30 protein-coding genes and 2 tRNA genes are annotated in these 24,747 nt (G+C 60.3%); 19 read left to right on the forward strand and 13 right to left on the reverse strand.

What is annotated here, in order from left to right:
* Positions 1-146: 146 nt before the first annotated feature.
* Genes ACHQGU_RS13560 through ACHQGU_RS13575 form a run of 4 tightly spaced genes read right to left on the reverse strand, consistent with a single transcriptional unit; the run spans position 147 to position 2,002 of the window.
* Positions 147-770, reverse strand: a complete 624-nt coding sequence (locus tag ACHQGU_RS13560) for a DUF2155 domain-containing protein (RefSeq protein WP_395495359.1) — start codon at positions 768-770, stop codon at positions 147-149.
* Positions 767-985, reverse strand: a complete 219-nt coding sequence (locus ACHQGU_RS13565) for a hypothetical protein (protein WP_395495360.1) — start codon at positions 983-985, stop codon at positions 767-769. Before ACHQGU_RS13565 ends, ACHQGU_RS13560 begins: the two co-directional genes overlap by 4 nt.
* Before the next feature lie 44 nt (positions 986-1,029).
* Positions 1,030-1,578 carry an outer membrane lipid asymmetry maintenance protein MlaD gene (mlaD, locus tag ACHQGU_RS13570; RefSeq protein ID WP_253557819.1) on the reverse strand — a complete coding sequence of 183 codons (549 nt, stop codon included), beginning with the start codon at positions 1,576-1,578 and terminating at the stop codon, positions 1,030-1,032.
* 55 nt (positions 1,579-1,633) lie between these two features.
* Entirely contained in the window at positions 1,634-2,002 is a 369-nt protein-coding gene (locus ACHQGU_RS13575; RefSeq protein WP_062248897.1) for an NADH-ubiquinone oxidoreductase subunit NDUFA12 family protein, read from the reverse strand.
* Positions 2,003-2,213: 211 nt separating this feature from the next.
* On the opposite strand from ACHQGU_RS13575, the gene ACHQGU_RS13580 reads away from it, so the two are divergent.
* From ACHQGU_RS13580 to ACHQGU_RS13600, 5 genes are all read left to right on the forward strand, one after another.
* Positions 2,214-3,779 (forward strand): vitamin B12-dependent ribonucleotide reductase, encoded by a 1,566-nt coding sequence (locus tag ACHQGU_RS13580; RefSeq protein WP_062273620.1) that lies wholly within the window; start codon positions 2,214-2,216, stop codon positions 3,777-3,779.
* Positions 3,780-3,821: 42 nt separating this feature from the next.
* Complete coding sequence (locus tag ACHQGU_RS13585) at positions 3,822-4,286, forward strand: RidA family protein (protein ID WP_062248913.1); 465 nt, start codon at positions 3,822-3,824, stop codon at positions 4,284-4,286.
* 16 nt (positions 4,287-4,302) lie between these two features.
* Positions 4,303-5,460, forward strand: coding sequence for a GNAT family N-acetyltransferase (locus tag ACHQGU_RS13590; RefSeq protein ID WP_395495361.1), 1,158 nt, complete (start codon positions 4,303-4,305; stop codon positions 5,458-5,460).
* A 183-nt stretch (positions 5,461-5,643) separates the two neighbouring features.
* Positions 5,644-6,552 (forward strand): bifunctional methylenetetrahydrofolate dehydrogenase/methenyltetrahydrofolate cyclohydrolase, encoded by a 909-nt coding sequence (locus tag ACHQGU_RS13595; RefSeq protein ID WP_156102551.1) that lies wholly within the window; start codon positions 5,644-5,646, stop codon positions 6,550-6,552.
* Complete coding sequence (locus ACHQGU_RS13600) at positions 6,549-7,301, forward strand: methylenetetrahydrofolate reductase (protein WP_395495362.1); 753 nt, start codon at positions 6,549-6,551, stop codon at positions 7,299-7,301. Before ACHQGU_RS13595 ends, ACHQGU_RS13600 begins: the two co-directional genes overlap by 4 nt.
* Before the next feature lie 139 nt (positions 7,302-7,440).
* Here ACHQGU_RS13600 and ACHQGU_RS13605 read toward each other — a convergent pair whose 3' ends face one another.
* Positions 7,441-7,935 (reverse strand): kinase inhibitor, encoded by a 495-nt coding sequence (locus ACHQGU_RS13605; protein ID WP_395495363.1) that lies wholly within the window; start codon positions 7,933-7,935, stop codon positions 7,441-7,443.
* A gap of 13 nt (positions 7,936-7,948) precedes the next feature.
* Positions 7,949-8,167, reverse strand: a complete 219-nt coding sequence (locus ACHQGU_RS13610) for a hypothetical protein (RefSeq protein ID WP_043551339.1) — start codon at positions 8,165-8,167, stop codon at positions 7,949-7,951.
* 241 nt (positions 8,168-8,408) lie between these two features.
* Between ACHQGU_RS13610 and queA the strand changes: the two genes are divergently transcribed.
* Genes queA through ACHQGU_RS13630 form a run of 4 tightly spaced genes read left to right on the forward strand, consistent with a single transcriptional unit; the run spans position 8,409 to position 12,065 of the window.
* Entirely contained in the window at positions 8,409-9,488 is a 1,080-nt protein-coding gene (queA, locus tag ACHQGU_RS13615) for a tRNA preQ1(34) S-adenosylmethionine ribosyltransferase-isomerase QueA (protein ID WP_395495364.1), read from the forward strand.
* Entirely contained in the window at positions 9,485-10,645 is a 1,161-nt protein-coding gene (gene tgt, locus ACHQGU_RS13620; RefSeq protein ID WP_215754627.1) for a tRNA guanosine(34) transglycosylase Tgt, read from the forward strand. Before queA ends, tgt begins: the two co-directional genes overlap by 4 nt.
* Before the next feature lie 11 nt (positions 10,646-10,656).
* The gene (gene queG, locus ACHQGU_RS13625; RefSeq protein WP_395495365.1) at positions 10,657-11,820 is read left to right on the forward strand and encodes a tRNA epoxyqueuosine(34) reductase QueG; all 1,164 of its coding nucleotides are present in this window, start codon (positions 10,657-10,659) and stop codon (positions 11,818-11,820) included.
* Positions 11,817-12,065: a ribbon-helix-helix domain-containing protein gene (locus ACHQGU_RS13630; RefSeq protein WP_395495366.1), complete on the forward strand. Its 249-nt coding sequence runs from the start codon at positions 11,817-11,819 to the stop codon at positions 12,063-12,065. The genes queG and ACHQGU_RS13630 overlap by 4 nt, the downstream gene beginning before the upstream one ends.
* Here ACHQGU_RS13630 and ACHQGU_RS13635 read toward each other — a convergent pair.
* Positions 12,041-12,175, reverse strand: coding sequence for a hypothetical protein (locus ACHQGU_RS13635; RefSeq protein ID WP_256441401.1), 135 nt, complete (start codon positions 12,173-12,175; stop codon positions 12,041-12,043). The genes ACHQGU_RS13630 and ACHQGU_RS13635 overlap by 25 nt on opposite strands.
* Positions 12,176-12,269: 94 nt before the next feature.
* On the opposite strand from ACHQGU_RS13635, the gene ACHQGU_RS13640 reads away from it, so the two are divergent.
* From ACHQGU_RS13640 to ACHQGU_RS13650, 3 genes are all read left to right on the forward strand, one after another.
* On the forward strand, positions 12,270-13,097 hold the full coding sequence (locus tag ACHQGU_RS13640; protein ID WP_395495367.1) for a TerB family tellurite resistance protein: 828 nt from the start codon (positions 12,270-12,272) through the stop codon (positions 13,095-13,097).
* A 217-nt stretch (positions 13,098-13,314) separates the two neighbouring features.
* Positions 13,315-14,163 (forward strand): VacJ family lipoprotein, encoded by an 849-nt coding sequence (locus ACHQGU_RS13645; RefSeq protein ID WP_395495368.1) that lies wholly within the window; start codon positions 13,315-13,317, stop codon positions 14,161-14,163.
* Between the two features lie 23 nt (positions 14,164-14,186).
* Positions 14,187-14,813: a phospholipid-binding protein MlaC gene (locus ACHQGU_RS13650; RefSeq protein WP_395495369.1), complete on the forward strand. Its 627-nt coding sequence runs from the start codon at positions 14,187-14,189 to the stop codon at positions 14,811-14,813.
* A 95-nt stretch (positions 14,814-14,908) separates the two neighbouring features.
* Here ACHQGU_RS13650 and ACHQGU_RS13655 read toward each other — a convergent pair whose 3' ends face one another.
* From ACHQGU_RS13655 to ACHQGU_RS13665, 3 genes are all read right to left on the reverse strand, one after another.
* Positions 14,909-15,406: a GNAT family N-acetyltransferase gene (locus ACHQGU_RS13655; RefSeq protein WP_062142032.1), complete on the reverse strand. Its 498-nt coding sequence runs from the start codon at positions 15,404-15,406 to the stop codon at positions 14,909-14,911.
* Between the two features lie 124 nt (positions 15,407-15,530).
* Complete coding sequence (ettA, locus tag ACHQGU_RS13660) at positions 15,531-17,210, reverse strand: energy-dependent translational throttle protein EttA (protein ID WP_062142004.1); 1,680 nt, start codon at positions 17,208-17,210, stop codon at positions 15,531-15,533.
* Between the two features lie 67 nt (positions 17,211-17,277).
* Positions 17,278-17,351, reverse strand: a tRNA-Ile gene (locus ACHQGU_RS13665).
* 155 nt (positions 17,352-17,506) lie between these two features.
* Between ACHQGU_RS13665 and ppa the strand changes: the two genes are divergently transcribed.
* From ppa to ACHQGU_RS13685, 4 genes are all read left to right on the forward strand, one after another.
* Positions 17,507-18,031, forward strand: a complete 525-nt coding sequence (gene ppa / locus ACHQGU_RS13670; RefSeq protein ID WP_395495370.1) for an inorganic diphosphatase — start codon at positions 17,507-17,509, stop codon at positions 18,029-18,031.
* A gap of 223 nt (positions 18,032-18,254) precedes the next feature.
* Positions 18,255-19,085, forward strand: a complete 831-nt coding sequence (locus tag ACHQGU_RS13675; protein ID WP_395495371.1) for a DODA-type extradiol aromatic ring-opening family dioxygenase — start codon at positions 18,255-18,257, stop codon at positions 19,083-19,085.
* An 86-nt stretch (positions 19,086-19,171) separates the two neighbouring features.
* On the forward strand, positions 19,172-19,780 hold the full coding sequence (locus tag ACHQGU_RS13680; RefSeq protein WP_395495372.1) for a YceI family protein: 609 nt from the start codon (positions 19,172-19,174) through the stop codon (positions 19,778-19,780).
* Between the two features lie 257 nt (positions 19,781-20,037).
* Positions 20,038-20,114, forward strand: a tRNA-Asp gene (locus ACHQGU_RS13685).
* Positions 20,115-20,274: 160 nt separating this feature from the next.
* Here the strand turns inward: ACHQGU_RS13685 and ACHQGU_RS13690 are convergent.
* Both ACHQGU_RS13690 and ACHQGU_RS13695 read right to left on the reverse strand, forming a co-directional pair.
* Positions 20,275-20,802: a carboxymuconolactone decarboxylase family protein gene (locus ACHQGU_RS13690; RefSeq protein WP_395495373.1), complete on the reverse strand. Its 528-nt coding sequence runs from the start codon at positions 20,800-20,802 to the stop codon at positions 20,275-20,277.
* A gap of 114 nt (positions 20,803-20,916) precedes the next feature.
* Positions 20,917-21,459, reverse strand: a complete 543-nt coding sequence (locus ACHQGU_RS13695) for a peroxiredoxin (RefSeq protein WP_062142008.1) — start codon at positions 21,457-21,459, stop codon at positions 20,917-20,919.
* Between the two features lie 208 nt (positions 21,460-21,667).
* On the opposite strand from ACHQGU_RS13695, the gene ACHQGU_RS13700 reads away from it, so the two are divergent.
* The 3 genes from ACHQGU_RS13700 to ACHQGU_RS13710 all read left to right on the forward strand — a co-directional run bounded on the left by ACHQGU_RS13700 (position 21,668) and on the right by ACHQGU_RS13710 (position 23,788).
* A complete protein-coding gene (locus ACHQGU_RS13700) occupies positions 21,668-22,621 on the forward strand; it encodes a hydrogen peroxide-inducible genes activator (protein ID WP_395495374.1) in 954 nt (317 codons plus the stop codon).
* Between the two features lie 147 nt (positions 22,622-22,768).
* On the forward strand, positions 22,769-22,894 hold the full coding sequence (gene ykgO, locus ACHQGU_RS13705) for a type B 50S ribosomal protein L36 (protein WP_003625637.1): 126 nt from the start codon (positions 22,769-22,771) through the stop codon (positions 22,892-22,894).
* A gap of 3 nt (positions 22,895-22,897) precedes the next feature.
* A complete protein-coding gene (locus ACHQGU_RS13710; protein ID WP_395495375.1) occupies positions 22,898-23,788 on the forward strand; it encodes a tetratricopeptide repeat protein in 891 nt (296 codons plus the stop codon).
* Positions 23,789-23,798: 10 nt separating this feature from the next.
* On the opposite strand, the gene ACHQGU_RS13715 is transcribed toward ACHQGU_RS13710, so the two are convergent.
* Entirely contained in the window at positions 23,799-24,704 is a 906-nt protein-coding gene (locus tag ACHQGU_RS13715) for a prephenate/arogenate dehydrogenase family protein (protein ID WP_062273622.1), read from the reverse strand.
* Between the last annotated feature and the right edge of the window lie 43 nt (positions 24,705-24,747).

The raw sequence follows: 24,747 nt of genomic DNA on the forward strand, positions 1-24,747 counted from the left end.
GTCTTGTTTTGCCACAGATCGGATCAGCCAGCCCCTGTGCTGACGCCCGATTGCTTCATGAAACGATGCCTGAGCCTGTCCGGCCCGACAACTCCCCTGAAAAGCAAGACAGACCGCACCGTTATGAACGGTCAGGCCCGTCCGGCTTAATATTCCCCGCCGAATTCAGGAGATGCGGGAGGAGCATCTCCCGCAGGTGGCGTGCCAGAACCAGACGGTGCATGGCTCCCGCCGTTGCCAGCCCCATCACCCGTGGGTGCAGACTGGTCCCCCGCAGACGGCGTGAGCACGGGCACAGCGGGCGTTGGAAGCGGAGGCGTCATGGGGGCAACATCCGCCCCCTCACACCGCACCATCCGCACGTCATACACAGCGCTTTCAAACACACCCAGACCCGGCTCTGCGGCCAGCATCCAGCCCTTGAAGGTTGCCCCATCAGGATGCGTGTCATGCAACTCCAGCCACCCGGCCGCATCGGGGGAGAGTGTCTTAGGCCGTTCCAGACACCGGCCCGCGCTAATATCCAAACTCTTGTAGTGCGCTGTGGTTCCCGTCGGGACCGAAATCATCTCTACATGCGCGTCCAGCCGGTCGAGCACCCGCACCACCGCGGTTCCCTTGCCCTGCCATACACCCTGCCCATAGACGGCGGGGGGAGCCAGAGGTGTGCCCACGGCCTGCGCATGAGGCGTTGCAACGCCCCAGGCGCCACCCGCTGCAACCATCATGCCGCCCAGAAGGGCCAGACGGGAAAAATGCTTCATGCTCATGCTTTGTTTCCCTGATGCGGAGACTGAAGAGAGGCGACAAGGTCGGTCAGATGCGCACGCATCCCCTGCTCACTCACACCCATCAACACGGCATCCTCAAACGCATCCTGTAGAATCTCCTGCACTTCATGCCAGTTTTCATCCAGCACACGCAATTTTTCCTGACAGGAGAGAGGCTGCCCATCATCCTGCAGCCAGAGTTTGGGGCTTTCCATGCGGGGTCGTCCTCTTCAGGCAGTCAGCGTCAGATCAGAACGGCTCATGGAAGATCGGCCTTGCCTGCATCCCCGGCGGCGGGCGCTTTACTCCCGGCGGCATCTTTGTTCGCGCGGGTCAGCGTATCAGTCACCGAGAAGATGAATTTGCTGAGGAGCTGTTCCAGACTGATAGCGCCCTGCGTCTCGCTGATGGTCGCATCAGCCGCCATCATGTGGTCGTCACCACCGGGAGAAAGGGCGATGTATTTGCCGCCCAGAAGACTATCACTGGTAATAATGGCAGCACTGTCCGTCGGCAGCTTGATGTCTGGCCGTACGGTAAAGGTGACTTCTGCCTTGAAGGTCTGCGGGTTCACACGCGCGGAAACCACCTGCCCTACGGTCACACCGGCGAGCCGCACGTCCGAGCCAACACCCAGTCCGTCAATATGGGAAAAACCGGCATGCAGCCGGTATCCGGTGGTGTCGGTCTTGCGCCCTTCCCCCACCACAGCGGCAACGAGCATCAGCCCGAGCAGGCCGAGAACCAGAACGCCGGTCAGCAATTCCATAGAAGTGCGCCGGGGTTTTACTGCCGTTACTGAAGCCATGCGTCCTGTCTACTCCCTGTCTGGACACGCACCTTAGCAGGGAATGCGTTTCAGATCACGCCTCAGGAGACCAGGACTCGTAATCTCCTGTCGCGGGAGGATGCTGGCCGGTTTTATAGGGGCTGCCCGCTGGCCGGTAGGCCTGCGCGGTGCCGGTCATGTTGGGCTGATGCGGCAACTGCCAGGGCTTGCGCTCCTCCTGCGGGATGGGCGCATCCAGAGTGTGATGCAGCCAGCCCCACCATTCCGGCGGCACGGCGGAAGGGTCTTCCCCCTTCAGATAAATCACCCAGCGTTCGGGCCGGTCCACGCCGCCGCCACGCCGGGCGGCCCCTGTGGATTCGTAATAGCATCGACCGTCACCATCCTTGCCAATCAGGCGACCTTTGCGACGGGTATGCAGCCATGTTCCGAAGTTTGCCATGGGTCTGAGGATAAGACTCCACAGCCCCGCTGGTCCATGTTTTTTGGGGGATAAGCGATCAACTCCACTCGATCAGATCTGCCGGAGTGCCAGCAAAACCGGGCGTGTGAAAAGTTATCCCCCATATCCTCGTTATACCGGGCATTGTATACCGCAAATGGCGCTTGGCACGGGTTCCACCGGGGTTTGGGACACGCGTAAACTCTCTCCCATGACAAGAGCCAGACGCCATTGGAACGGCGTGCTTATGAGCACGCTACAGGCCGCAGCTGACCCGGATGCGCCCCTTCGCTCCGTGACACTGCCCGCTGAGTGGGATGCAGACGCAGCTTCCGCTCTGGCCCAGCTTGTGCCCGGCACACATGCCGTGGACCTTGCTACCGTCGCCTCCCGCTGGGTGGATGCACTGACGCAGGATGATGCAACGGCCCGCTCTCTGGTGTGGCTGCTGCTGTTGCGGCAGGCTGCCCCCACGGAACCCGTCTGGTCCTGCGAGTTTGATCGCCCCCCCGGCTTTCTGGTGAATCTGGCCGCCTTTATCTCTCCCGGCGAGGGCTTTGCGGCTGAGACCTTTGTGGCCGCCATCCGCCTGCTCTCCTCCGTTCTGCGCAGTGCGGCCCGTACCACGGCTGACCAGCGGAATGGTGAACTGCCACTGCCCGACTTGTTTGCCCCGGCACCGGAAGCGGAAGCCCCGGCCAAACCGGCTGCAAAAGACAGTGACGAACAGCCCGCCCCGCTCGTCATCGCCGGTGACATTATGCTCACCAACCTCGATGCCTGCCTGGCCGGAGTCGGTCTGGATTATGACAGTGAAGATGGCCGCGCCGCCGCCTGCGCCATTGCCACACTGGCGACCCTGACCGCCCATTCCGGCACAGGCCCCGAGTCCCTGCCGCTGCCGCCCGTACGCACTGTACTGCCTGGCCTGAGCGAGACACTGCGGGCCGTGTGGCGGGAAGCCGCCGTGGCAACCGAGACGCCTCTGGCTACGGTGGAAACCGGCTTTTCTACATGCAGCGCGGTAGATGGACTTCTGGGTGTGGAAGCCTGCGGGATGGCCCCGGTCTTCTCCCTGCTCCGACCCGATGGCCGACTGTCCCCCAGCACGCGCAACCGACTGGACGCCCGCGGCTTTACGACAGAAACAGCACTCGCCGGCGCACTGGCTGGAGAACCTGTGCTGCCTCTCCCCGGCCCGAATGCCCATATGGCCATGTATCGCGCTCTGACCGGCTTTATTGACCGGATGCCCGCCCGGCCTGACCCGACTGCGCAGACGCTGGTCCGCAAGCTGGAGCGTGGCATGCGCCGCGCCCTGCCTCCGCGGCACGGCGGCTTTACCCAGAAAACCAGCATTGGCGGCCACAGGCTGTTCCTGCGCACAGGTGAGTATGAAGACGGCACATTGGGTGAACTGGCGCTGAACCCCACGCGGGAAAGCTCCATGGTCAAAGGCCTGATGGAAAGCTTTGGGGAAGCTGTCAGTATCGGTCTGCAATATGGCGCGCCGCTGGAAGCGTATGTCAGCAGCTTTGCCTATTCCTGCTTCGGCCCGTCCGGCACGGTGGAGGGAGACCCTGTGGCCTCTTACGCCACCTCCATGCTGGACTACACATTCCGCGCCTTGTCTGATGCGTATCTGGATAAAAAGCTGCCCGATGGCCCGCATCAGGACAGCCAGATGGACCCGGACCCGCTTCTGCCGCTTGATTTCCCCGCGCAGGAGAGCGACCCTGCTCCCCGCAAACGTGGCAGCCTGCGGCTGGTCAGCTAGCCCGGGCCTGCCAGAACCCTTTGAATTAAGGACTCGCATCTCATGAGCACCACGCCTGAAGCCCGCCTGAAAGACCTCGGCATCACCCTGCCCACACCGGCAGCCCCTGTAGCCAACTACGTGGCCTGCGTGCAGACCGGCAATCTGCTTGTTGTTTCCGGTCAGCTTCCGCTGGCTGATGGCAAGCTGTTTGCAACTGGCAAGCTCGGTGGCGCTGTTGCTGTGGATACTGCCGTGGAAGCAGCGCGCTACAGCATGATCAACGTGATCGCACAGGTAAAAGCCGCTGTAGGTGACCTCAGCCGCGTGAAGCGCGTCGTGCGTCTGGGTGGCTTTATTGCCTGCACGCCGGACTTCACGGCACACGCTTCCGTCATGAACGGCGCGTCCGATCTGGCGGTTGACGTGTTTGGTGATGCCGGTCGCCATGCCCGCTCCACCGTGGGCGTGCCCTCCCTGCCGCTGGATGCCCCGGTTGAAGTTGAAGGCCTGTTTGAAATCGGGTGAATGAAGAGGCATCGTCATGTCTGACTGGTCTGTCTCTCTGCATGACGGCCTTCATGCCATAGATGCCGCCGCGTGGGATTCCTGCGCGGGGGCTGACAATCCGTTTGTCAGCCACGCCTTTCTCTCTGCGCTGGAGGACAGCGGGTCTGTCTGCCAGCGCACAGGGTGGCTGCCCCGGCATGTCACCCTGCACGCTCCGGACGGCACTCTGGCCGCCGTCTGCCCGGCCTATCTGAAAGGCCATTCCTGGGGCGAATATGTGTTCGACCAGGGCTGGGCCCGTGCTTTTGAGGCCGCAGGTGGCCAGTATTACCCAAAATTGCAGGTGGCTGTCCCCTTCACACCAGCCCCCGGCCCGCGCCTGCTGTGCGCTCCTTCTGCTCCGCCAGAAACAGCCGCCGTTTTAGCGGATGCCCTGCGCCAGATTTGCGGAGAAACCGGTCTTTCCTCCGCGCATGTTACCTTTTGTCAGGAACAGGAAAGCGACCTGCTCAGCCAGCGCGGCTGGTTACCCCGCCTTGGGGTGCAGTATCACTGGCATAATCACGGCTACAGCAGCTTTGACGATTTTCTGGCCACCCTCGCCTCCCGCAAACGCAAGGTGCTGAAGCGCGAACGGCGCGACGCCAACGCTGCCGGACTGACCTTCCATACCCTCCGGGGCGATGAGATTACCCCGGCAGACTGGCAGGCCTTCTATACGTTCTATCGCAACACGGTGGACCGCAAATGGGGCAGCGCCTACCTCACACCAGCCTTCTTCCCCCTGCTCTCCGAACGGCTGGGCGACAAGATTGTGCTGATGATGGCCCGGCACGGCGACACACCCGTCGCAGCCGCTCTTAATCTGCTCGGGGGCGATACGCTCTATGGCCGTAACTGGGGCTGTACCGGAGACTGGCCGTTCCTGCATTTTGAGCTGTGCTATTACCGGGCGATTGATTTTGCCATTGCTCACGGGCTGAAGCGCGTAGAAGCCGGAGCACAGGGTGAGCATAAAATTCAGCGGGGCTATGTGCCCAGCCTGACGCATTCTGCCCACTGGCTGGAAAACACGTCGCTCCGTTCCGCCGTTTCCGCTTTTCTGGCGGAAGAACGCCCAGCCATACGGGCAGAAGCAGAAGCCCTGAGCACTTTCTCGCCTTACAAGAAGGATGAGCCGGGGCAGCCCTGAGGCTCGGCCCTATACGTTAGTTCTCTCCCGGCCTCTCCGTCATTCACCCTGTTCATATTCGGCAGCTTTCCGCCTCTTCCGCACGCCCTCCATGCAGGCCCTGCCATTGTCGGCGCCCGTTTTTTTGCGTATGGCAGACAGGTCTTCCAACCGCCTTTTTCCGGATTGACCGCAGCAGTGACGATGAGCACATCCCCCTCCCTTCCGTCTGACCATCAGGCGTCCCTCATCGACGGCAAAGGCTTTGCCGCCACCCTCCGGCAGCAGATCCGCGAAGATGTGCGCACGTTTCATGACGAGCATGGCGTCACCCCCGGTCTGGCCGTCATTCTGGTAGGCAATGACCCGGCGAGTGAAGTCTATGTACGCAACAAAGCCATTCAGACGCACCACGCCGGTATGCGCTCCTTCATGCACATGCTGCCGGAAACAACGTCGGAAGAAGAACTGCTCGCGCTGATTGAGCGGCTTAACCATGACCCGGAAATTCACGGTATTCTGGTGCAGCTCCCCCTGCCGAACGGGCTGGACGCGCGCCGGGTGACCAATGCCATTCAGCCGGAAAAGGATGTGGATGGTCTGGGGGAAATCAATGCCGGACGTCTGGCCATTGGCCTGCCGAGCCTGATCCCCTGCACACCGCTGGGCTGCCTGCTGCTGCTGCGGGACCAGCTGGGCGATATGCGCGGCAAGCACGCGGTGGTGATTGGCTGCTCCAATCTGGTGGGCAAACCGCTTGCTCTGCTGCTGCTGGCAGAAGGCTGCACGGTCTCTATTGCACATATCCACACGCGGGACACGGCGGCTCTGGCCCGTCAGGGTGATATTCTGGTTGTCGCCACCGGCTGCCGGGAGCTGGTGCATGGTGACTGGATCAAACCCGGTGCCACCGTGATTGACGTGGGCATTACGCGCGTCACCACCGAGACCGGCAAGACCCGTCTGGTCGGCGATGTAGTGTTTGATGAAGCCGTGAAAGTCGCTGGTCGCATCACACCTGTTCCGGGCGGTGTTGGTCCCATGACCATTGCCTGCCTGCTGAAAAACACCCTGATGGCCGCCCGCCTGCTGGTAACGGGGAAATCCGAATGAGTCTGTCCCGCCTTTCCGTTGAACTGATCCCGCGCAGCGAGGACGCGCTTGCGCAGGACGTCACCAGTGTCAAAACACTGTTCCCGGCAGCAGACACGCTGAATATCCCGGATCTGATGCGTTTCCCGCTGCGGAGCTGGGACGCTGCGGCTCTGACCATGCCGCAGTTTGGCACAGTTGTTCCGCACGTGCGGGCCATTGATATCGCCCCCGGCGCTCCCCTCCCCGGCAGCACCCTGCCGGGGCTGAAGGAAGTGCTGGTGGTGCATGGTGACCCTCCGGCTGACCTTGCCCACCGCACTTATCCCAACAGCACGGAAAGCATTATCCGTCGCTACCGGAAGGAAGCGCCGCATCTGCGCATTTACGCAGCCTTCGACCCGTATCGCCGCGCCCCCTGGCGGGAACTGGAAGATATTGCCCGCAAGAAAGACGCTGGCGCAGAAGGGTTTTTCACCCAGCCGGTGTTTGACCTGAAGCTGTTCGACCTCTGCCGCGAATGGTTGCAGGATGAGCAGGTTTTCTGGGGGCTTTCCCCCGTTATCGGTCCGCGCTCCCGCTCATACTGGGAAACCACCAACCATGTGGTCTTCCCCAAGGATTTTGAGCCAACACTGGACGCCAACATCCAGTTTGCCCAGTCCGTGCTGCGCCAGCTCTCGCAGGATCAGGGATGTGCTTACCTCATGCCGCTACGGGTCAAACTGGACCAGTATCTGCCGCCGCTCATGGAGGCCTTAACGGCCTGACAGCCTTTAAGAATCCGACATGTTATTTGGCTGCTGGCCATAAGTTTCCATCAAACAAAAAACCGGCTGTGCCTCTGCAAAAGCAGGCACAGCCGGTTTTTTATGCCGTAACAGAACGCTAAGCCATCACGCGCAGGCGTCAGGGTTTCTTGCCGCTGTAAAGAGCCGTCAGGCTGGCTGAGGCCAGTTTATGGTGGTACACCATAAAGCCCACCATGGCCGGGCTGGCATCAGGAGCAATATCCAGTTTGGGCACGTCCAGCGCATAGACACTGAAAATATAGCGATGCGCCGGACCCGGAGGAGGTGCAGCCCCGCCATAGCCGGGAGCGCCAAAATCGGTGCGCACCTGCACGGCTCCTTCCGGCAAGCCGCCTTTCCCAGACCCGGCCCCTTCGGGCAGCGCCGTCACACTGGCGGGAATATTGGTCACAACCCAATGCCACCAGCCGGACCCGGTGGGGGCATCAGGGTCATACGTCGTCACCACAAAGCTTTTGGTGCCCTCAGGAGCATTTTTCCACTCCAGAGCCGGAGACAAATTCTGCCCCCTCTGCCCCATGCCGTTATAAACCTGAGCCTGCGGCAGAGTGGCCCCGTCTGTAAACGCGGGACTTGTCAAAACAAAAGCCATGGGTGCGCCTTTCTTACCAGTTGCGGCTGATCAGCCAGAATTCTTCAGATGTCAGCGTGACAGCCTTGCCTGCGTCAGAATCCGCAGCCGCAGCAGCCAGCGCTTCAATCCGTTCAATCATGATCACTTTACGCTGGTGGGCTTCCGTAGTTTCCGGGTTTGTCTTCAGAACATCCAGAGAAACCTTGGCCGCTTTGGCAACACGGGCAGCATCCAGCAGGGCATAAGACATAATGGGTCTCCATATGGGTTTGTTTGCAAAGCGAAATCTGGCCCCGCAGAGCGCCTTCTTCAACCCCGCGAGAGAACGCAGCACCCATGTCTGGCCGTTTCGGAGGACAGTAAGCGTCCGGCCAGACACCGCCCCCAAGCCTTCTTATCCTGAAAAAACGTGCGTTATCCGGCCTTCCGCCCCCTCCAGACGCCACTCCCCTCTGGCGTCGCTGCACCCTATTGCGTAAACCCGTTTCAACATGAGCGACCGCACCGAAGATTTTGATTTCCACCTGCCCGAAACCCTGATCGCGCAGGAGCCAGCCCGACCGCGTGAAGCCGCGCGTCTGCTGGATGTCCCCCCACACGGCCCCTTTATGGACCGCCATGTGAGCGATCTGCCCAGCCTGCTGAAAGCGGGCGATCTGCTGGTAGCGAACGATACCGCCGTCATCCGCGCCCAGCTGCATGGCCTGCGCGGTGAAGCGCATATCGGGATTACGCTGGACCGGATTCTGCCCGATACCTCATGGCATGTGCTGGTGCGCAATGCCCGCCGCCTGAAGGTGGGGGATACCCTGACCTTTACCGGCAGCGCCCACACCGCCACCGTTCTGGCACGGGAAGAAGGCGGCGGCGCAGTGCTGCGTTTTTCCGCCGAAGGCTCTGCGTTTGATACGTTCCTGCAGGATGTCGGCGCACTGGCGTTGCCCCCGTATATCCATCGCCCGCACGGCCCCACCGCGCAGGACGCGAAGGATTACGCGACCATTTTTGCCGAGCATAAAGGGGCTGTCGCGGCTCCCACCGCAGGACTGCACTTCACCCCCACGTTGCTGGAAGCCGTAGACGCCACCGGCGCGGAACGCTGCACCCTGACGCTGCATGTCGGCGCAGGCACCTTCCTGCCTGTGCGTGAAAATGATATTTCCAAACACCATATGCATGCCGAACGCGGTATCATCACGCCGGAAACAGCGGATCGCATCAATGCCGTGCGCAAGGCCGGAGGCCGCATTATTGCTGTCGGCACCACCAGCCTGCGCCTGCTGGAAAGTGCTGCGGATGAAAACGGCATTGTGCATCCGTTTGATGATGTCACCTCCATTTTCATCCGGCCCGGCTACCGCTTCCGCGCTGTCGATATGCTGATGACCAACTTCCACCTGCCGCGCTCGACCCTGTTCATGCTGGTCTGCGCCTTTGCGGGGGAAGAGCGGATGCGTGCGGCCTACGCCCATGCCATCCAGACGGGTTACCGCTTTTATTCCTACGGGGACGCCTGCCTGCTGCGCTGCGCCAACCCTATTGAGGCCCACCGCACCGGAGAGTCCGCATGAGCCGTTTCCACTGGACCTGTGAAAGCACGGACGGCGCTGCCCGCGCAGGGACGCTGCATACCGCCCACGGCCCCGTCGCCACCCCCACCTTCATGCCGGTGGGCACCGTCGGCACCGTCAAGGCCATGACGATGGATGCCGTGCGATCCACCGGAGCCGGCATTGTGCTGGGCAACACTTACCACCTCATGCTGCGGCCGGGTGCGGAACGTATCCGTGCGCTGGGTGGCCTCCATCGTTTTATGGACTGGTCCGGCCCGATCCTGACTGATTCCGGCGGGTTTCAGGTGATGTCCCTCGGCGCACTGCGCAAGCTGGATCAGGATGGCGTCACCTTCCGTTCCCACATTGATGGCTCTTACCATCGGCTGACACCGGAAATCTCGACCGACATTCAGCACGCGCTGGATGCCACTATCACCATGTGTTTTGACGAATGCCCGGCTCTCCCCGCACCGCCGGAAACCATTGCCGCCTCCATGCGGATGTCCATGCGCTGGGCCGCCCGCTCCCGCGAGGCCTTTGTGCAGCGCACCGGCTATGGCCAGTTTGGGATTGTGCAGGGTGGCACAGAGCAGGACCTGCGGGCGGAAAGCGTTAAAGCCCTGACGGATATCGGGTTTGAAGGCTACGCCATTGGCGGTCTGGCGGTGGGCGAAGGGCAGGAACTGATGTTCGCCACGCTGGACACCACGGTGCCCGTCATGCCGCAAAATGCCCCGCGCTATCTGATGGGCGTTGGCACGCCGGATGACCTGCTGGGCAGCGTGCAGCGCGGCGTGGACATGTTTGACTGCGTGATGCCCACCCGCGCCGGACGCACCGCCCGCGCCTATACGGAGCGCGGCACGCTCAACCTACGCAACGCCCGCCACGCAACAGATGCCCGCCCTATTTCTCCTGACTGCGACTGTCTGGCCTGTTCCCGGCACAGCCGCGCCTATCTGCACCACCTGTTCCGTGCCAATGAAATTCTCGGCCCGATGCTGCTGACATGGCATAACATTGCCTACTACCAGCGCCTGATGCGCCAGATCCGCGAGGCGATTGTGGAAGGCCGTCTGGACGAACTCGCCACTACGCTACGCGCCAACTGGGCCGCGGAAGACTGGACGGAAGATGAAATGCCCCAGCCCGCCATTCCTCCGGTCCCCTGAAAGCAGTCCCTATGTCCTCCCTGAGCGGAGCAGAAAAACTGTCGGCCCGGATCAGGGAAAAAGCTCTGGCTCTGGGGTTTGACGCCATCGGCTTCTGCCCCGCCCATCTTGGCCCGGAAGTGCGCGAACGGCTGACGGACTTTCTGGCCAATGGCTATCATGGCGAGATGGGCTGGCTGGCCGACAGAGCCGACCAGCGCACCCAACCCACCACACTCTGGCCGGAAGCCCGCACCGTGATTGCCCTAGGCCTGTCCTACGCGCCGGAGGGCGATCCGCTCGCCACTCTCAGCCAGCCTGACCGGGGCAATATTTCCGTTTACGCGCGCCACCGCGATTATCATGACCTGATCAAAGGCATGCTGAAGCATCTGGCGCAGTTTGTTGTCCGGGAGGGCACTCTGGAGGCCGAGCGGGCGTTTACCGCTGCACAACGCCAGAATAGCAAGAGCAGCCAGCATAACCCACCCGACCAGCACCGCGCCGAAGAACTGCGTCCCCAGCCTCCCGGCGTTAAAGTCTTTGTGGATACCGCCCCGGTTGCGGAAAAGCCGCTGGCTGCGCAGGCCGGACTCGGCTGGCAGGGCAAGCACACCAATCTGGTGTCCCGCAGTCATGGAAGCTGGCTGTTTTTAGGGGAAATCTACACCACACTGGCTCTGCCCACCTCGCCCCCTTCGGGCGGAGGGTGCGGCAGTTGCACGCGTTGCCTGACGGCCTGCCCCACACAGGCCTTCCCGGCTCCCTACAGCATGGATGCCCGGCGCTGTATTTCCTATCTGACCATTGAATATGCCGGCCCCATTCCTCTGGACCTGCGCCCTGCCATTGGTACACATATTTATGGGTGTGATGATTGTCTGGCTGTCTGCCCATGGAATCGCTTTGCGCAGGCATCGCGCCAAATCAAACTGCAACCGCGGCCTGACCTGATAGCCCCGGATCTGGCCAGCCTGAGCCAGCTGGATGATGCCGCCTTCCGTCAGAAATTTTCCGGCTCTCCCATCAAGCGCATCGGGCGCAACCGCTTTGTGCGAAATGTACTGATCGCCATGGGTAATTCCGGACTCGCAGAATTACGCCCGCACGCCCATCGTTTGACACAGGACCCGGACAGCGTGGTGGCCGAGGCCGCCCGCTGGGCCGTCGCCCGTCTGGAAGGCATTCCCGCATGAGCGCTCATCTGCGCAAACGCAGCCTGATTCTCTCCGGTCATGATACCAGCGTGGCACTGGAACCGGAGTTCTGGCAGGTGCTGGAAGACATGGCCCGCGCCCATAACCAGCCTCTCCCCGTGCTGGTCACGCAACTGGATACGGAACGCCGCCCCGTTCAGTCTCTGGCCTCTTTCCTGCGGGTGCAGGCGTTGCTGTGGTTGCAAAAACAGAGCGCCGCTCAGGGCTCGGACGCCGCAACCTGAGAGTTTTGCAGATTGATCTGGCACCAGGATTTACGCCAGCCTGCCTTGGTGTTCCCCGCGTCTGTTTCCGCCTCTTCAAAGGCCTCACGGCTGAATTGCCCAGCCTTCATCTTCTCGCATCCTGTCCCCGCCTGCTATGCTGACCAGACGGAGCACAGGCGGGTCCAATTTGGGCCGCAGCCCAGACAATGCTAAGCAGGCAACATGGCGATATGGGGTAAGATTTTTGGTGGTGTCGCGGGTTTTGCCATGGGCGGACCTGTTGGCGCAGCTTTGGGCACAGCACTGGGGCATGCCGCAGATAAAGGCACGCTGCTTCAGCCTCCCACAGGGGGATGGAGTGACCGCTGGGCCGCCCGTGCAAATCCCGATCCAAATGGCGCGGCGACGTTCATGGCCGCCAAGCTGGCTGCAGCTCTGGGTAAGAAAGAGCAGCTCTACGGCCTGACAAGCATCATTCTTTGCGCCAAGCTCGCTAAGTGCGATGCGCCGGTGAACCGTCGGGAAATCGACGCCTTCAAAATGCGCTTCCGGGTGCCGGATGAAAACATGAGCGAAGTTGGCCGCCTGTTTGACCTCGCCCGCCAGAGAACGGACGACTACGAATCCTTCGCCCGGGAACTCGGCACGGCCTACGCGCAGGATAAGCAGCCGCTGGAAGACCTCATGGGCGTGCTCTTCGGCATTGCCCGCGCGGATCTGGCTGCTGATGAACCTCTCACCAAAGAAGAAACCCAGTTCCTGCAGCGCGTGCATGCACTTTTCGGCCTCAGCCGGGGCGCGTGGGAACGGGCAGAGCAGGGCCGGTCCCGCCCCGCCATGGCGGAAGAAGACGCCTACGTGGTGATGGGCGTGGATGCCTCCCTCTCCAACGAGGAACTGCGCGCCCGCTGGAGGGTGCTGGTGCGGCAATATCACCCGGATGTGATGGCGTCTCGCAAGGCCTCGCCGGCTGAAATTGCCGAAGCATCGGCCAAAATTTCCCGCATCAACGCCGCATGGGATATGATCAAACGGGATCGTGGCCTGTAAGGGCCAGCGGTGCGGCATTCGCGCAACAATATTGGAAAAATTGACACATCCGTTAAACCAAAAGGCCTAAGCAGCGCTTCTTTTCTGCTCCCCTGCCTCTCATGCAGGGATGACCTGCATTGCGCAGAACGTTTCTCGTGGTAGAGAGGGCAGCAGAAGACTCCTGCCTTTAGGTCAGGTTTTACTGGTGCGTCACAGGGTGAAGGTAAACGCGGCAATGAATTCAGGACGGAACGGTGCACGGCTCCGCCCTCGCGGTCAGACACAAGCGGGTCAGACTCGGGAAGGCTCTTCGGCCCAGCGCCGTTTTTCCTCACGCAGCTCTTTACTGGTCGCAACTCTTGTCGCCCTGACGGGGTGCAGCGCCATCAAGGCCCCCGTCCCCAAAGACCCGGACGCCCTTGAGGAATACAAACAGGCAAACGACCCCTACGAGCCGTTGAACCGCAAGGTCTATAACCTGACCATGACGTTCGACCACTGGGCGCTGCGCCCGGTCGCCAAAGCCTATGTGTGGGCCGTGCCGCGCCCTGTCCGGAATTCTCTGGGCAACATGATCACCACCATGAATGAACCCTCCGTGTTCTTTAACGACGTGGGCGCAGGTAAGCCCCGCCGTGCGGGTGATTCCTTCGTACGCTGGTGCATCAACATGTCTGTGGGTATTGGCGGGCTGATCGATGTCGCCAAAATGGCCGGGTATCCGCATCATGATAATGATGCCGGCATGACACTGGCCAACTGGGGCATTCCCTCCGGCCCGTATCTGTTCCTGCCTATGGGCCCCTCCTCCATCCGTGATGGGATCGGCTACGGGATTGATCAGGGCCTCTCCCCCTGGAACTACGTCCCGCGTGGCTATGGGCTTATCAGCTTCAACTGGGCCTATAACATGATGGGCGTTGTGCATGGTCGCTCCACGCATCTGGATGAGCTGGATGCCCTGCAGCGTGATGCACTGGACCCTTACGCAACAATCCGCAGCGCCTATCAGCAGCAGCGGAAGGCACAGGCTGAGGCGATCAAGAATGATAACCGCGCCACCGTGCCGGCCTGGTACCACTAAAAAGCAACAAGGATAGCGCCGACATGAAATTTCTTTCCAGCCGTCGCCTTGTGACAGGCGCCCTTGCGCTCCTTTGTGCTGGCAGTCTTTCTGTTCTGCCTGCCCGTGCCGCTGAAGGCACCCGTCAGTTTATCGAATCCTTCGGCTCCAAGCTGGTTGCGATCGTGAACAGCCAGGTTTCCCTGTCGGAAAAAAAGGCCCGTGTTCTGCCGCTGATCCAGCAGGATGTGGATATTGATGCCATTGGCCGCTACTGCCTGGGCCGTTACTGGAAGCTGGCGACGCCGGAACAGCAGAAGCAGTATCTCGGCCTGTTCCATGAGGTTCTGGTCAACGCCATTACCGACAAGCTGGGCGATTATCGCGGTGTGAGCTTCACCATTGGCACCATCACCAAATCTGGTGACGATGACTCTGTGGAAGCCACGCTGATCCGCCCGCAGCAGCCCCCGGCTTCCATGCAGTGGATTGTCGGCCATGCCGGCGGCAGCCCGAAGGTGGTGGATGTGGTTGGGGAAGGTGCCAGCCTGCGTCTGACGCAGCGGCAGGATTACTCCTCCTACATCGCCCGCAACGGCGGCAACATTGATGCCCTGCTGAGCGCCCTGAAGCGCCAGATTGAGCATCATTCCGCGCCTGCTGCCAACTAAGCAGCAGGAACAGGAATGACTAAAAAGGGCACCTCTCGGGGTGCCCTTTTTTATGGCTCACAGCCTGTCATCAACTTCCTGCACAGTCCGCGCCTTTAGCCGCGCACGCTCTCATAAACCAGCATGGTCTGGCCATCCCGCGGGAAGGTCTCATACACATGCATGCCAATCCCGCCGAGAATAGTGCGGGAGGCCAGATTGCTTTCCTTGGCAACAGCAATCACCCGTTTTACCCCGGCATCATGCGTAAAGTTCAGGGCCGCATTGGCCGCTTCTCGCGCAATGCCACGTCCGCTGGCCCACGGATACAGAGCAAAGCGCAGCCCGAAGCCACGCCCGTCTGGCCGATCATGAATGCCGGTCATGCCGACAAACCGATCCTTTTCCCGAATGGTGAAAATCCCAACCCTGTGGCAGGCCCAGAAGGCGATATCATCGGCCATTTCCCGCTCGGCCTGCTGGCGGGTGCATACCCCCCCCAGCATCTGGCCAAACGCCCCGCCATCAGCTTTCAGAGACGCCATGTCATCCATATCGCGCCATGTGACAGGTTGCAGCATGAGCCGCCCTGTTCTGACTGAGCGCGCCGTCAGCATGACGAGACCTTCGCCAGAACGCAGAAACGCCACCGGATTACTCTCCGGCAGCGTGGCCTGTTTTTCTGTTTTGAAAGCGCTTCAGATGATGGATGCCGCATCAGACATCCACCCAGCCTGATCAGCGCGAGATTGGCCGGTAACGAATGCGGCCAGGTTCCGTGGCATCCGGGCCAAGACGACGGCGCTTGTCTTCCTCATAAGCCTGGAAGTTCCCTTCAAACCACTCGACGTGAGAATCCCCTTCAAACGCCAGAATATGGGTTGCCAGACGGTCAAGGAACCAGCGGTCATGGGTAATGACCACGGCGCAGCCCGGGAATTCGCCCAGAGCCTCTTCCAGCGCACGCAGGGTATCGACGTCCAGATCGTTGGTCGGTTCATCCAGCAGCAGCACGTTGCTCTCCTGCCGCAGCATTTTAGCCAGATGCACGCGGTTACGCTCACCGCCGGAGAGGATGCCGACTTTTTTCTGCTGGTCAGACCCTTTGAAGTTGAACGCCCCGACATAAGCGCGGGACGGCACGGCACGCTTGCCCAGATAGATGACATCCGTGCCGCCGGAAATTTCTTCCCACACGGTCTTGTTGGGGTCCAGATCATCACGGGACTGGTCAACATAGCCGAGCTTCACGGTATCACCGATTTTCAACTCACCGGCATCCGGCTTTTCCTGCCCGACAATCATCTTGAACAGGGTGGATTTACCCGCGCCGTTCGGACCGATAACGCCCACAATGCCACCCGGCGGCAGCTTGAAGCTCAGATCATCAATCAGCAGGCGATCACCAAAGCCTTTGCTGAGGTGATCGGCCTCAATCACCGTGCCACCCAGACGCGGGCCGGGGGCAATAACAATGTCCGCCACGCCGTTCTGCTTTTCAGCACTCTGGGCCAGCATTTCTTCATACCGTGCAATACGGGATTTGCTTTTGGCCTGACGCGCCTTCGGGCTGGAGCCAATCCACTCCTGCTCGGCAGCCAGCGCACGCTGGCGGGCACTTTCTTCCTTTTCTTCCTGAGCCAGACGCTTGCGCTTCTGTTCCAGCCAGGAGGAATAGTTGCCTTCAAACGGAATGCCGCGGCCGCGCTCGATTTCCAGAATCCAGTTGGTCACGTTATCCAGGAAGTAACGGTCATGGGTAATGACCATCACGGTGCCCTGATAATCGTGCAGCGTCTTTTCCAGCCATGCCACGCTTTCCGCGTCCAGATGGTTGGTCGGTTCATCCAGCAGCAGGATTTCAGGCTTTTCAATCAGCAGGCGGCACAGGGCCACACGACGGCGTTCACCACCCGAGAGCTTGTCCACCGGGCTGTCAGCAGGCGGGCAGCGCAGGGCGTCCAGCGCGATTTCCAGCTTGCGGTCCAGTTCCCAGCCATCGCCCGCATCAATTTTTTCCTGCAGTTCGGCCTGTTCGGCCAGCAGGGTGTTCATTTCCTCATCGGTCATGGGCTCGGCAAAGCGCATGGAAATCTCGTTGAAACGATCCACGGCTTTTTTGAGGTCACCAAAACCCAGAGCCACGTTCTCGCCAACCGTCAGCTTGGGGTCCAGCTGGGGCTCCTGCTCCAGGTAACCAACGCGCACACCTTCAGCGGCCCAGGCTTCCCCGCCATATTCCTTGTCGATCCCGGCCATGATCTTGAGCAGCGTGGATTTACCCGCGCCGTTCACACCGAGCACGCCGATTTTCACACCCGGCAGGAAGGACAGCGTAATGCCTTTGAAGACTTCACGCCCACCCGGATAGGACTTGGTAAGGTCCTTCATCACATAGACGTATTGATAAGATGCCATGAGATGACCTCCGTGAAGTGAAATGGATAGGAACCGTCGGATGGACGCGACTGAGGCGAAAAGCGCCTGCGCCCGGCAGGACTTGAACCCGCAACCAAGCCGTTATGAGCGGCCCGCTCTAACCAATTGAGCTACGGGCGCGCAGGCGGCTTCCTGATTACGCAATCAGACACATTTGGCAAGGGTACAGAGCCCGAAAAACCACCCGAACAGTCCTTATCCTGTTACGACTTGGCAAGTTGCAGTGTGACAGATAGGGTCTGCCCATCCATATTTTTAGTGCTGGAGCAACCCTTATGGACGTCTCAAAACTTTCCCCCGGCAAAGACGTGCCGTTCGACATCAACGTTGTGATTGAAATTCCGCAGGGATCTTCCGTTAAATACGAGATCGACAAAGAAAGCGGTGCCCTGTTTGTGGACCGTTTCCTGTTCACGCCCATGGCGTACCCCACGGCATACGGCTTCATTCCCGGCACGCTGGCTGCGGATGGTGACCCGACCGACGCTCTGGTGCTGACACCGAGCAATGTGGTCCCCGGCTCCGTGATCCGCGCCCGTCCCATCGGTGTGCTGAAAATGGAAGATGAGTCCGGTCAGGACGAAAAGATCATCTGCGTCCCGCATGACAAGATTCACCCGCAGTATAGCAAGGTGCAGACGGTGGAAGACCTGCCGGAAATCACCGTGAAGGCCATTGAGCACTTCTTCACCCGCTACAAGGATCTGGAACCCGGCAAATGGGTGAAGGTGACAGGCTGGGGCACGAAGGAAGAAGCTGGCGATTTCATTCGCAGCGCTCTGATATCTGGCAGCAAATAATCCGGCTTCTCCCTGAACGGGCCCCACGGCCCGATGCAGAAGAACACAGGATGTTTCAGGCCGGAGGCAGCAGAAATGCGGCCTCCGGTTTTTTTATGCGTATCGCGTAAGCCGGATTTCATACTCAGAGTATGAAATCTCTTCCCAAAATACGGGCTTATCAAACCGCGATTATGAAGCGACTCTTCAGGCAACCTACCCCTGAAGAGACACGGTTCACAGCATGGTTTCCCTCCCGCCACAGACATCACACACGTCCCTGCCCCGGCAGCCTGTGCTGTTTCTGCCGCATGGCGGTGGCCCGTGCTTTTTCATGGACTGGCCAGACACGTGGGACCGTATGGCGGCCTTCCTGCGCGGTGTCAGTCAGACGTTGCCGCAAAAGCCTGATGCTATTCTGGTTGTCTCCGGCCATTGGGAAACTGCCATCCCCACCGTGACAGCCTCAGCACAGCCGCCACTGATTTATGATTATTACGGCTTCCCGCCACACACCTATCACCTGCGCTATCCGGTTCCGGGTTCTCCGGCACTGGCCGGACAGGTGCAGGCCTTGCTGAGCAAAGCTGGCATCCCCAACGCCGCAGACCCGGAACGAGGCCTGGACCACGGTGTTTTCATCCCCTTCATGCTGGCGTTTGAAGAGGCTGGGATTCCGGTCGTGGAACTCTCACTCCAGCAGGATCTGAACCCCGCAGCGCATCTGCGCATCGGGCAGGCACTGGCCCCGCTGCGGGACCAGAATGTGCTGATTGTGGGCACAGGCCTGACCTACCACAATCTCCGGCACTTCATGGGCGAAAACCCGGCCTCCAATGCCATCTCCCATGACTTTGACGTCTGGCTTACGGCCGCCACGTGTGCGCCCGAAGCCGAGCGAAATGCGGCTCTGCAACACTGGGACACAGCCCCCGGTGCGCGCATCTGCCACCCCAGAGAAGAGCATCTGCTGCCCCTTATGGTCGCCGCCGGAGCCGCAGGGGCAGATCAGGGCGAGCAGATCTATCAGGATACGGTGATGGGTAAGGCACTCTCCGGCTTTCGGTTCGGCTAGCCGGACAGCCTTCAGGGCACCGCCATCCCCTCACCCGCGTTTGCTTTCAGAGTTTTTCTTCCCTTTCAAAAACAGGACTATCCCTCATGACCTCTCTGTCTTTCACACCCGCTCTTGCGGCACTCGGCCTTGTGGCCACACTCTCCACCGCGCAGGCTGCCACAGCACCGCAGGATGTGCAGACTGGCACCTATCAGGTGGAAACCACCCACACGCAGGTTACTTTTTCTCTGCTTCACTTCGGCTTTACCGAATATTCCGGCCTCTTTTCCGGCGCGACAGGCTCTCTGACCTATGACGCAGCCCACCCGGCGGCCTCAAAACTGAGCGTCTCCATTCCGGTTGCAAGCGTACAGACCACCAGCGCGAAACTGACGGATGAACTGCACGGTGCGGACTGGTTTGACGCAACCCGCTACCCGACAGCTACCTTCGTCTCCACCAAAGTCGTCCCGACCGGCGCTGGCACGGCCAATGTCACCGGGAATTTCACGCTGCATGGCATCACAAAGCCTCTCACGTTGCAGGTGCGTTACGTGGGCGCTGGCATCAATCCGATGGATAAAGCCTACACACTTGGATTTCAGGCCACCGGCACCCTCAAACGGAGCGATTTTGGCGTAAAAACCTACGTGCCGATGGTGGGGGATGACGTCACCCTCTCTATTGCCGGAGCTTTCGAAAAGCAGAACTAAGCGCCACTCTCCGGCATGTCTGCTCCCGCATCATAAGGAGGCTGCCCGGAAGGGCGCCTCCGTCCAGCGTGGCTCTATAAAGTGCAGAGCCTCCAATGCGTTAAGAGGTGACCGACCCTTTCTCATCAGGCCCAAGCGGACGCTACGAAAAAAATTTCATAATGCGTTATTTTTTTCGCGAACCCCGGTTGTCAAAGCTGAAAACATCGCTATAAGACGCGACATACCGACGCACACCACTGGTGAGCGTCTGGACTGCGGGTGTAGCTCAGTTGGTTAGAGCGCCGGCCTGTCACGCCGGAGGTCGCGGGTTCGAGCCCCGTCACTCGCGCCACTTTTCTTCAAAAAATATCAATTGCAAGAAAGTGGCGCGTGTTGCCCTCGGGGCCACTAGCGATTTTCCTCCCATAAAAAAAGCCCGGACCCTGCTGATGTGCAGACGCCGGACCTGAAGCGCCGCATTCAAGGCATGCGGCCAGCCTGATCTGTCAGCGTCAGTCGCCCAGAGCCGCAGCGGCTTCCAGCGTGACGGCGACAGCATGCACTGTGGACGCAATCCGCACAGCAGTCTGCACAGCTTCTGCTCCCAGCTCTTCCCGCACAATCTTCTCATGGCTGGTCACACACAGACCACAGCCATTGATTGCGGAAACAGCCAGAGACCAGAGCTCGAAATCCGTTTTTTCTACACTAGGGCGGCCAATAACGCTCATGCGCAGCTGCGCAGGCATCTTGCCATAATCCCCACCCGCCATATGCACAAAGCGGTAGTAGATGTTGTTCATGCCCATAATGGCCGCAGCAGATTTGGCGGCATTCAGGGCTTCAGGCGTCAGCTTGTCGGCAAATTCGGCCACAACAGCCTTCGTCACCACATCATTGCGGGACGCAATGGCAGACGCCACAAACGTTCCGGCGAGTTGCTGGGGTGTGAGGGTCACATCATTGGCGAGAGACCCGAGATTCAGCCTCAGATCCTTCGCATAGTCGGGAATACGATCCTTCAGAGCTTCGATCGACATCAGATAATCCGTATGAAAAGGGGAGGAATGGCGCAGTTGAGCGCCGCAGACGGGCTGAACCCGGTCTGGTAGAAAACCGTCTGACCCCGCAGGGTCAGACGGGAAGCGTCAGGCTCAGACTTTGATAAAGTCGTCGCCCTTTTTCCAGTTACAGGGGCACAGCTCATCGCTCTGCAGCCCGTCCAGAATACGCACGATTTCCTGCGGATTACGGCCAACGGACAGGTCGTTGACAGAGACGTGACGAATCACGCCGTGCGGGTCGACAACGAAGGTGGCGCGCAGAGCAACACCAGCCTCTTTGTGCATAACGCCCGTGCCTTCGGTCAGCTCGCGCTTGATGTCAGCCAGCATTGCAATCGGCAGATCTTTCAGATCGGCATTATGCAGACGCCAGTTGAGGTGCACGAATTCGCTGTCGATGGACACGCCGTAAACTACGGCATCACGGTCAGCAAAGTCTTTGGACAGCTTGCCGAAAGCCACGATTTCGGTCGGGCAGACAAACGTGAAGTCTTTCGGCCAGAAGAAGACAACCTTCCACTTACCAGCGTCGGATTTGTCGGAAATCTGGACGAAATCGCCCTTCAGGCCTTCCGGACCACCGGGAACGGCGGTCAGATCAAAGCTCGGAAACTTATCGCCAACGGTCAGCATAAGCTTGCTCCTTCTTGGGTTACTTAAAAGCTCCGACGGCACACAATACCGTCGTCGGGCATTATCTATGGCGCGGTGTGTCCATTCATGCCAATGAATATTTTATATCAAAATCATCGAAATGATCGATTAACCACACAAAGACGTTTCAAAAATCAGAGCGTCCCAGATATGCGTTTTCAGCCCTTGAAAAGACCGAGGTCCGACCGTGCTTCCCCTGCCTTCTGCCCAGCAGTTACGTTACCTGATCGCCCTTTCTGAACTGCGCCATTTCGGGCGGGCGGCGGCAGCCTGTTCGGTCACGCAATCCACCCTTTCCGCAGGCATCATGGCGCTGGAACGCCAGCTCGATTCTCAGTTGCTGGACCGCACGGTGGGCAAAAAGGTGGTGTTCACCCCCTTAGGGCATGAAATTGCGCTGAAAGGCCGGCAGGCGCTGGAGGCGCTGGAAGCCGTGCCGCAGCTTGCCGTCGCGGCCCGCACACCGCTGACAGGCCCCTTGCGGCTGGGCGTTATTCCCACCATTGGCCCCTTTCTGATTGAGCCGCTCGTCAAAACCATCCGCACCCGCTTTCCGCAACTCACCCTGTCCATTGCGGAAGACACAACGGAACATCTGCTGGAAAAGCTCGGCATCGGGCGGCTGGACATACTTGTTCTGGCCATGCCCTGCCTGTGTGACACGGCGGAAACCCTGCCCCTCTGGCGGGACCCGTTTCACGTCATCATGCCCGAAGACCATCCGCTGGCCCGGCTGAGCCATGTGCCGGTAGAACGGCTGGCCGACCAGCGCATGATTATGATGGAAGATGGCCACTGCCTGCGGGAACAAACACTGGCGGTCTGCCGGCAGGGCCGGGAATGGCACGGAACCGAGGGCGAGAGCGACTCCACCTTCTCCGCCACGTCCCTGCACACCATGGCGGAAATGGTCGGGCTGGGACTGGGCATTGGCGTCGTGCCGCTGCTGGCGCTGGAGGGCGGCATTCTACGCGGACACCCCGTTATCAGCCGCCCCCTCTCCGGCGGCCCTGTATGGCGCACCATCGGGCTGGGCTGGCGCCCCCGCTCCCCCCGCTCGGAAGATTTCAAAACCCTGGCCACGGCCTTTTCCAGCCTGGCGCCTCACCCGACACAGCCCCTCAATCAGGACTTTGTTTGAAGAGGCGCACAAATGCGCGGTAAAAATACACACGAATAAACAATTTATGGCCCTTTTCCGTGGAAAACATTGACTCGTACTGGCGGGGCCGGTATGTGCCGACACACCTTATTTCAATTCTTGAGCATCGGCGGAGAAAAGCGGGCCATGAAAATCAGAAACAGCCTGAAATCGGCCAAGGTGCGCGATAAAGATTGCCGTGTCGTACGGCGTCGCGGCCGGGTTTATGTCATCAACAAGAAGAACCCCCGCATGAAAGCTCGTCAGGGCTGATTTATGCAGGGTCCGGCCTTTCCCGGCTGGCTTCTGGCGCATGACATGCGTGCAACCCGCTTTTCTGGTTTCCGGAGAAGCGGGTTTTTGCGTTCTGGCGCTCTGATGGCCCCGTGCCTTCTGGCCAGCCTGAGTGTTGCCGGACTCGCTGCTGCGCAAACAGCACAGCCCCCTGCCGGGCAAACTCAGTCACCGACCTCCCGCCATACGACCCACACAGCCCCACCGCCCACGCACAGCGGCACGGTGCCCCATACGGCGGCTCCTTCCGCTTTAGGCAAGACTCCGTCTGCTGCCGGCTCCTCCGCCACACAGCCCGCAGCCCCAGCGGAGTCTCCTCCACCCGGTGCAACATCCTCAGGCCCCTCCGCCGGAAAAGCTCCTGCTGCAGCCCCACATAAAAAACTGACTCGCCCACAGCAGATTGCCGCCCTTGCGGACCAGCTTGCACAGGCCAAAACGCCTGAAGATGCCCAGATGCTGGAAGCACGTCTGGAGGCTTTACGCGCCGCAGGTCTTTCCCCCACCACGCAGCTTCTGCTGCGGCGGGCACAAAAGGATAGTCAGGCCGAAAAGCCGGATGATGCTGTGGAAGATCTCAGCGACGCGCTGGCTCTTCAGCCAGACAACGCCATCCTGTGGCGCAGCCGCGCCCAGCTGCGCCTTGCCGCAGGCGATTTTAACGCCGCCATTACCGATCTGGGTGAAGCCCTGCAACGGGATGGCCGGGACGCCAAAAGCTGGGGTTTGCTGTCTACGGTGGAAGATCAGCGCAAAGACGGCCCTGCTGCCTTCAAAGCCTGGCAGAAAGTGCTGGAGCTGAACCCCATGGCAGACAAAAACCACAAGCATCTGGATGGCCTGCACATCAAGGCATTTGGCCAACCGACTTAAACCGGTCCTCTTAAGCCTGCCGGTTTTCAATCAGGCTTTTGCGAATGGCACGGCCGCGCTGGATACGGTCCACAATATAGTCTTCGTCGCCCCAGCGAATGGCACGCGCCATAGCCTGCGCGTCTTCCATAAAGCGGGCCAGCATTTCCAGCAGAGCCTCACGGTTGGACAGGAACACATCCCGCCACATGACGGGGTCTGATGCCGCAATACGGGTGAAATCCCGGAACCCGGACGCCGCAAAATCCAGCACTTCTGACCGGGTTTCATCCGCCAGATCATCCGCTGTCCCGCAGATGGTAAAGGCCAGCAGATGCGGCAGATGGCTCACGATGGCGCAAACGCGGTCATGATGCGCAGGGGTCATCTCCCGCAGGCGTGCACCGCAACGCTCCCACAATGTGCGGATTGCGTTCAGGGCTTCCGGCGGGGTCCCGTCCAGCGGGGTCAACAGGCACCAGCGGTCTTCAAACAGTGTCGCAAACCCGGCATCCGGGCCGGAATACTCCGTGCCTGCCATGGGGTGCGCAGGCACATAGGCCACATCCGGCCGTAAAAACGGGCTGATAGCCTCAATAACTGAGACTTTGGTCGAGCCAACTTCGGTCAGAATAGAGCCGGGCCGCATGACGGGCAGCACCTTCTCTGCCACCGGCCCCATGGCTCCCACCGGCACGCACAGCATGACGCAATCCGCCAGCGCTGCGGCCTCGGCGGCGTCAGCCATCACCCTGTCCGCAATCCCCAGCTCTTCCACCCGCGCCCGCGCTTCCGGCGAGACATCAACCGCAATCAGCTGGCGGGCCAGCGTGCCTTTCTGCTGCGCACGGCGCAGCACGGAAGAGCCGATCAGGCCGGGGCCAACAACGACAAGTGTATCAAATACGGGCGTTGCAGCCTCACGAGCCGATGCCATCTCGGCATCCGGACCAGAGGCGTCAGAAACAGTTGAAGACACT

The sequence above is a fragment of the Acetobacter sp. KSO5 genome (genome assembly GCF_044094635.1).
GTDB classification, from domain to species: domain Bacteria; phylum Pseudomonadota; class Alphaproteobacteria; order Acetobacterales; family Acetobacteraceae; genus Acetobacter; species Acetobacter cerevisiae.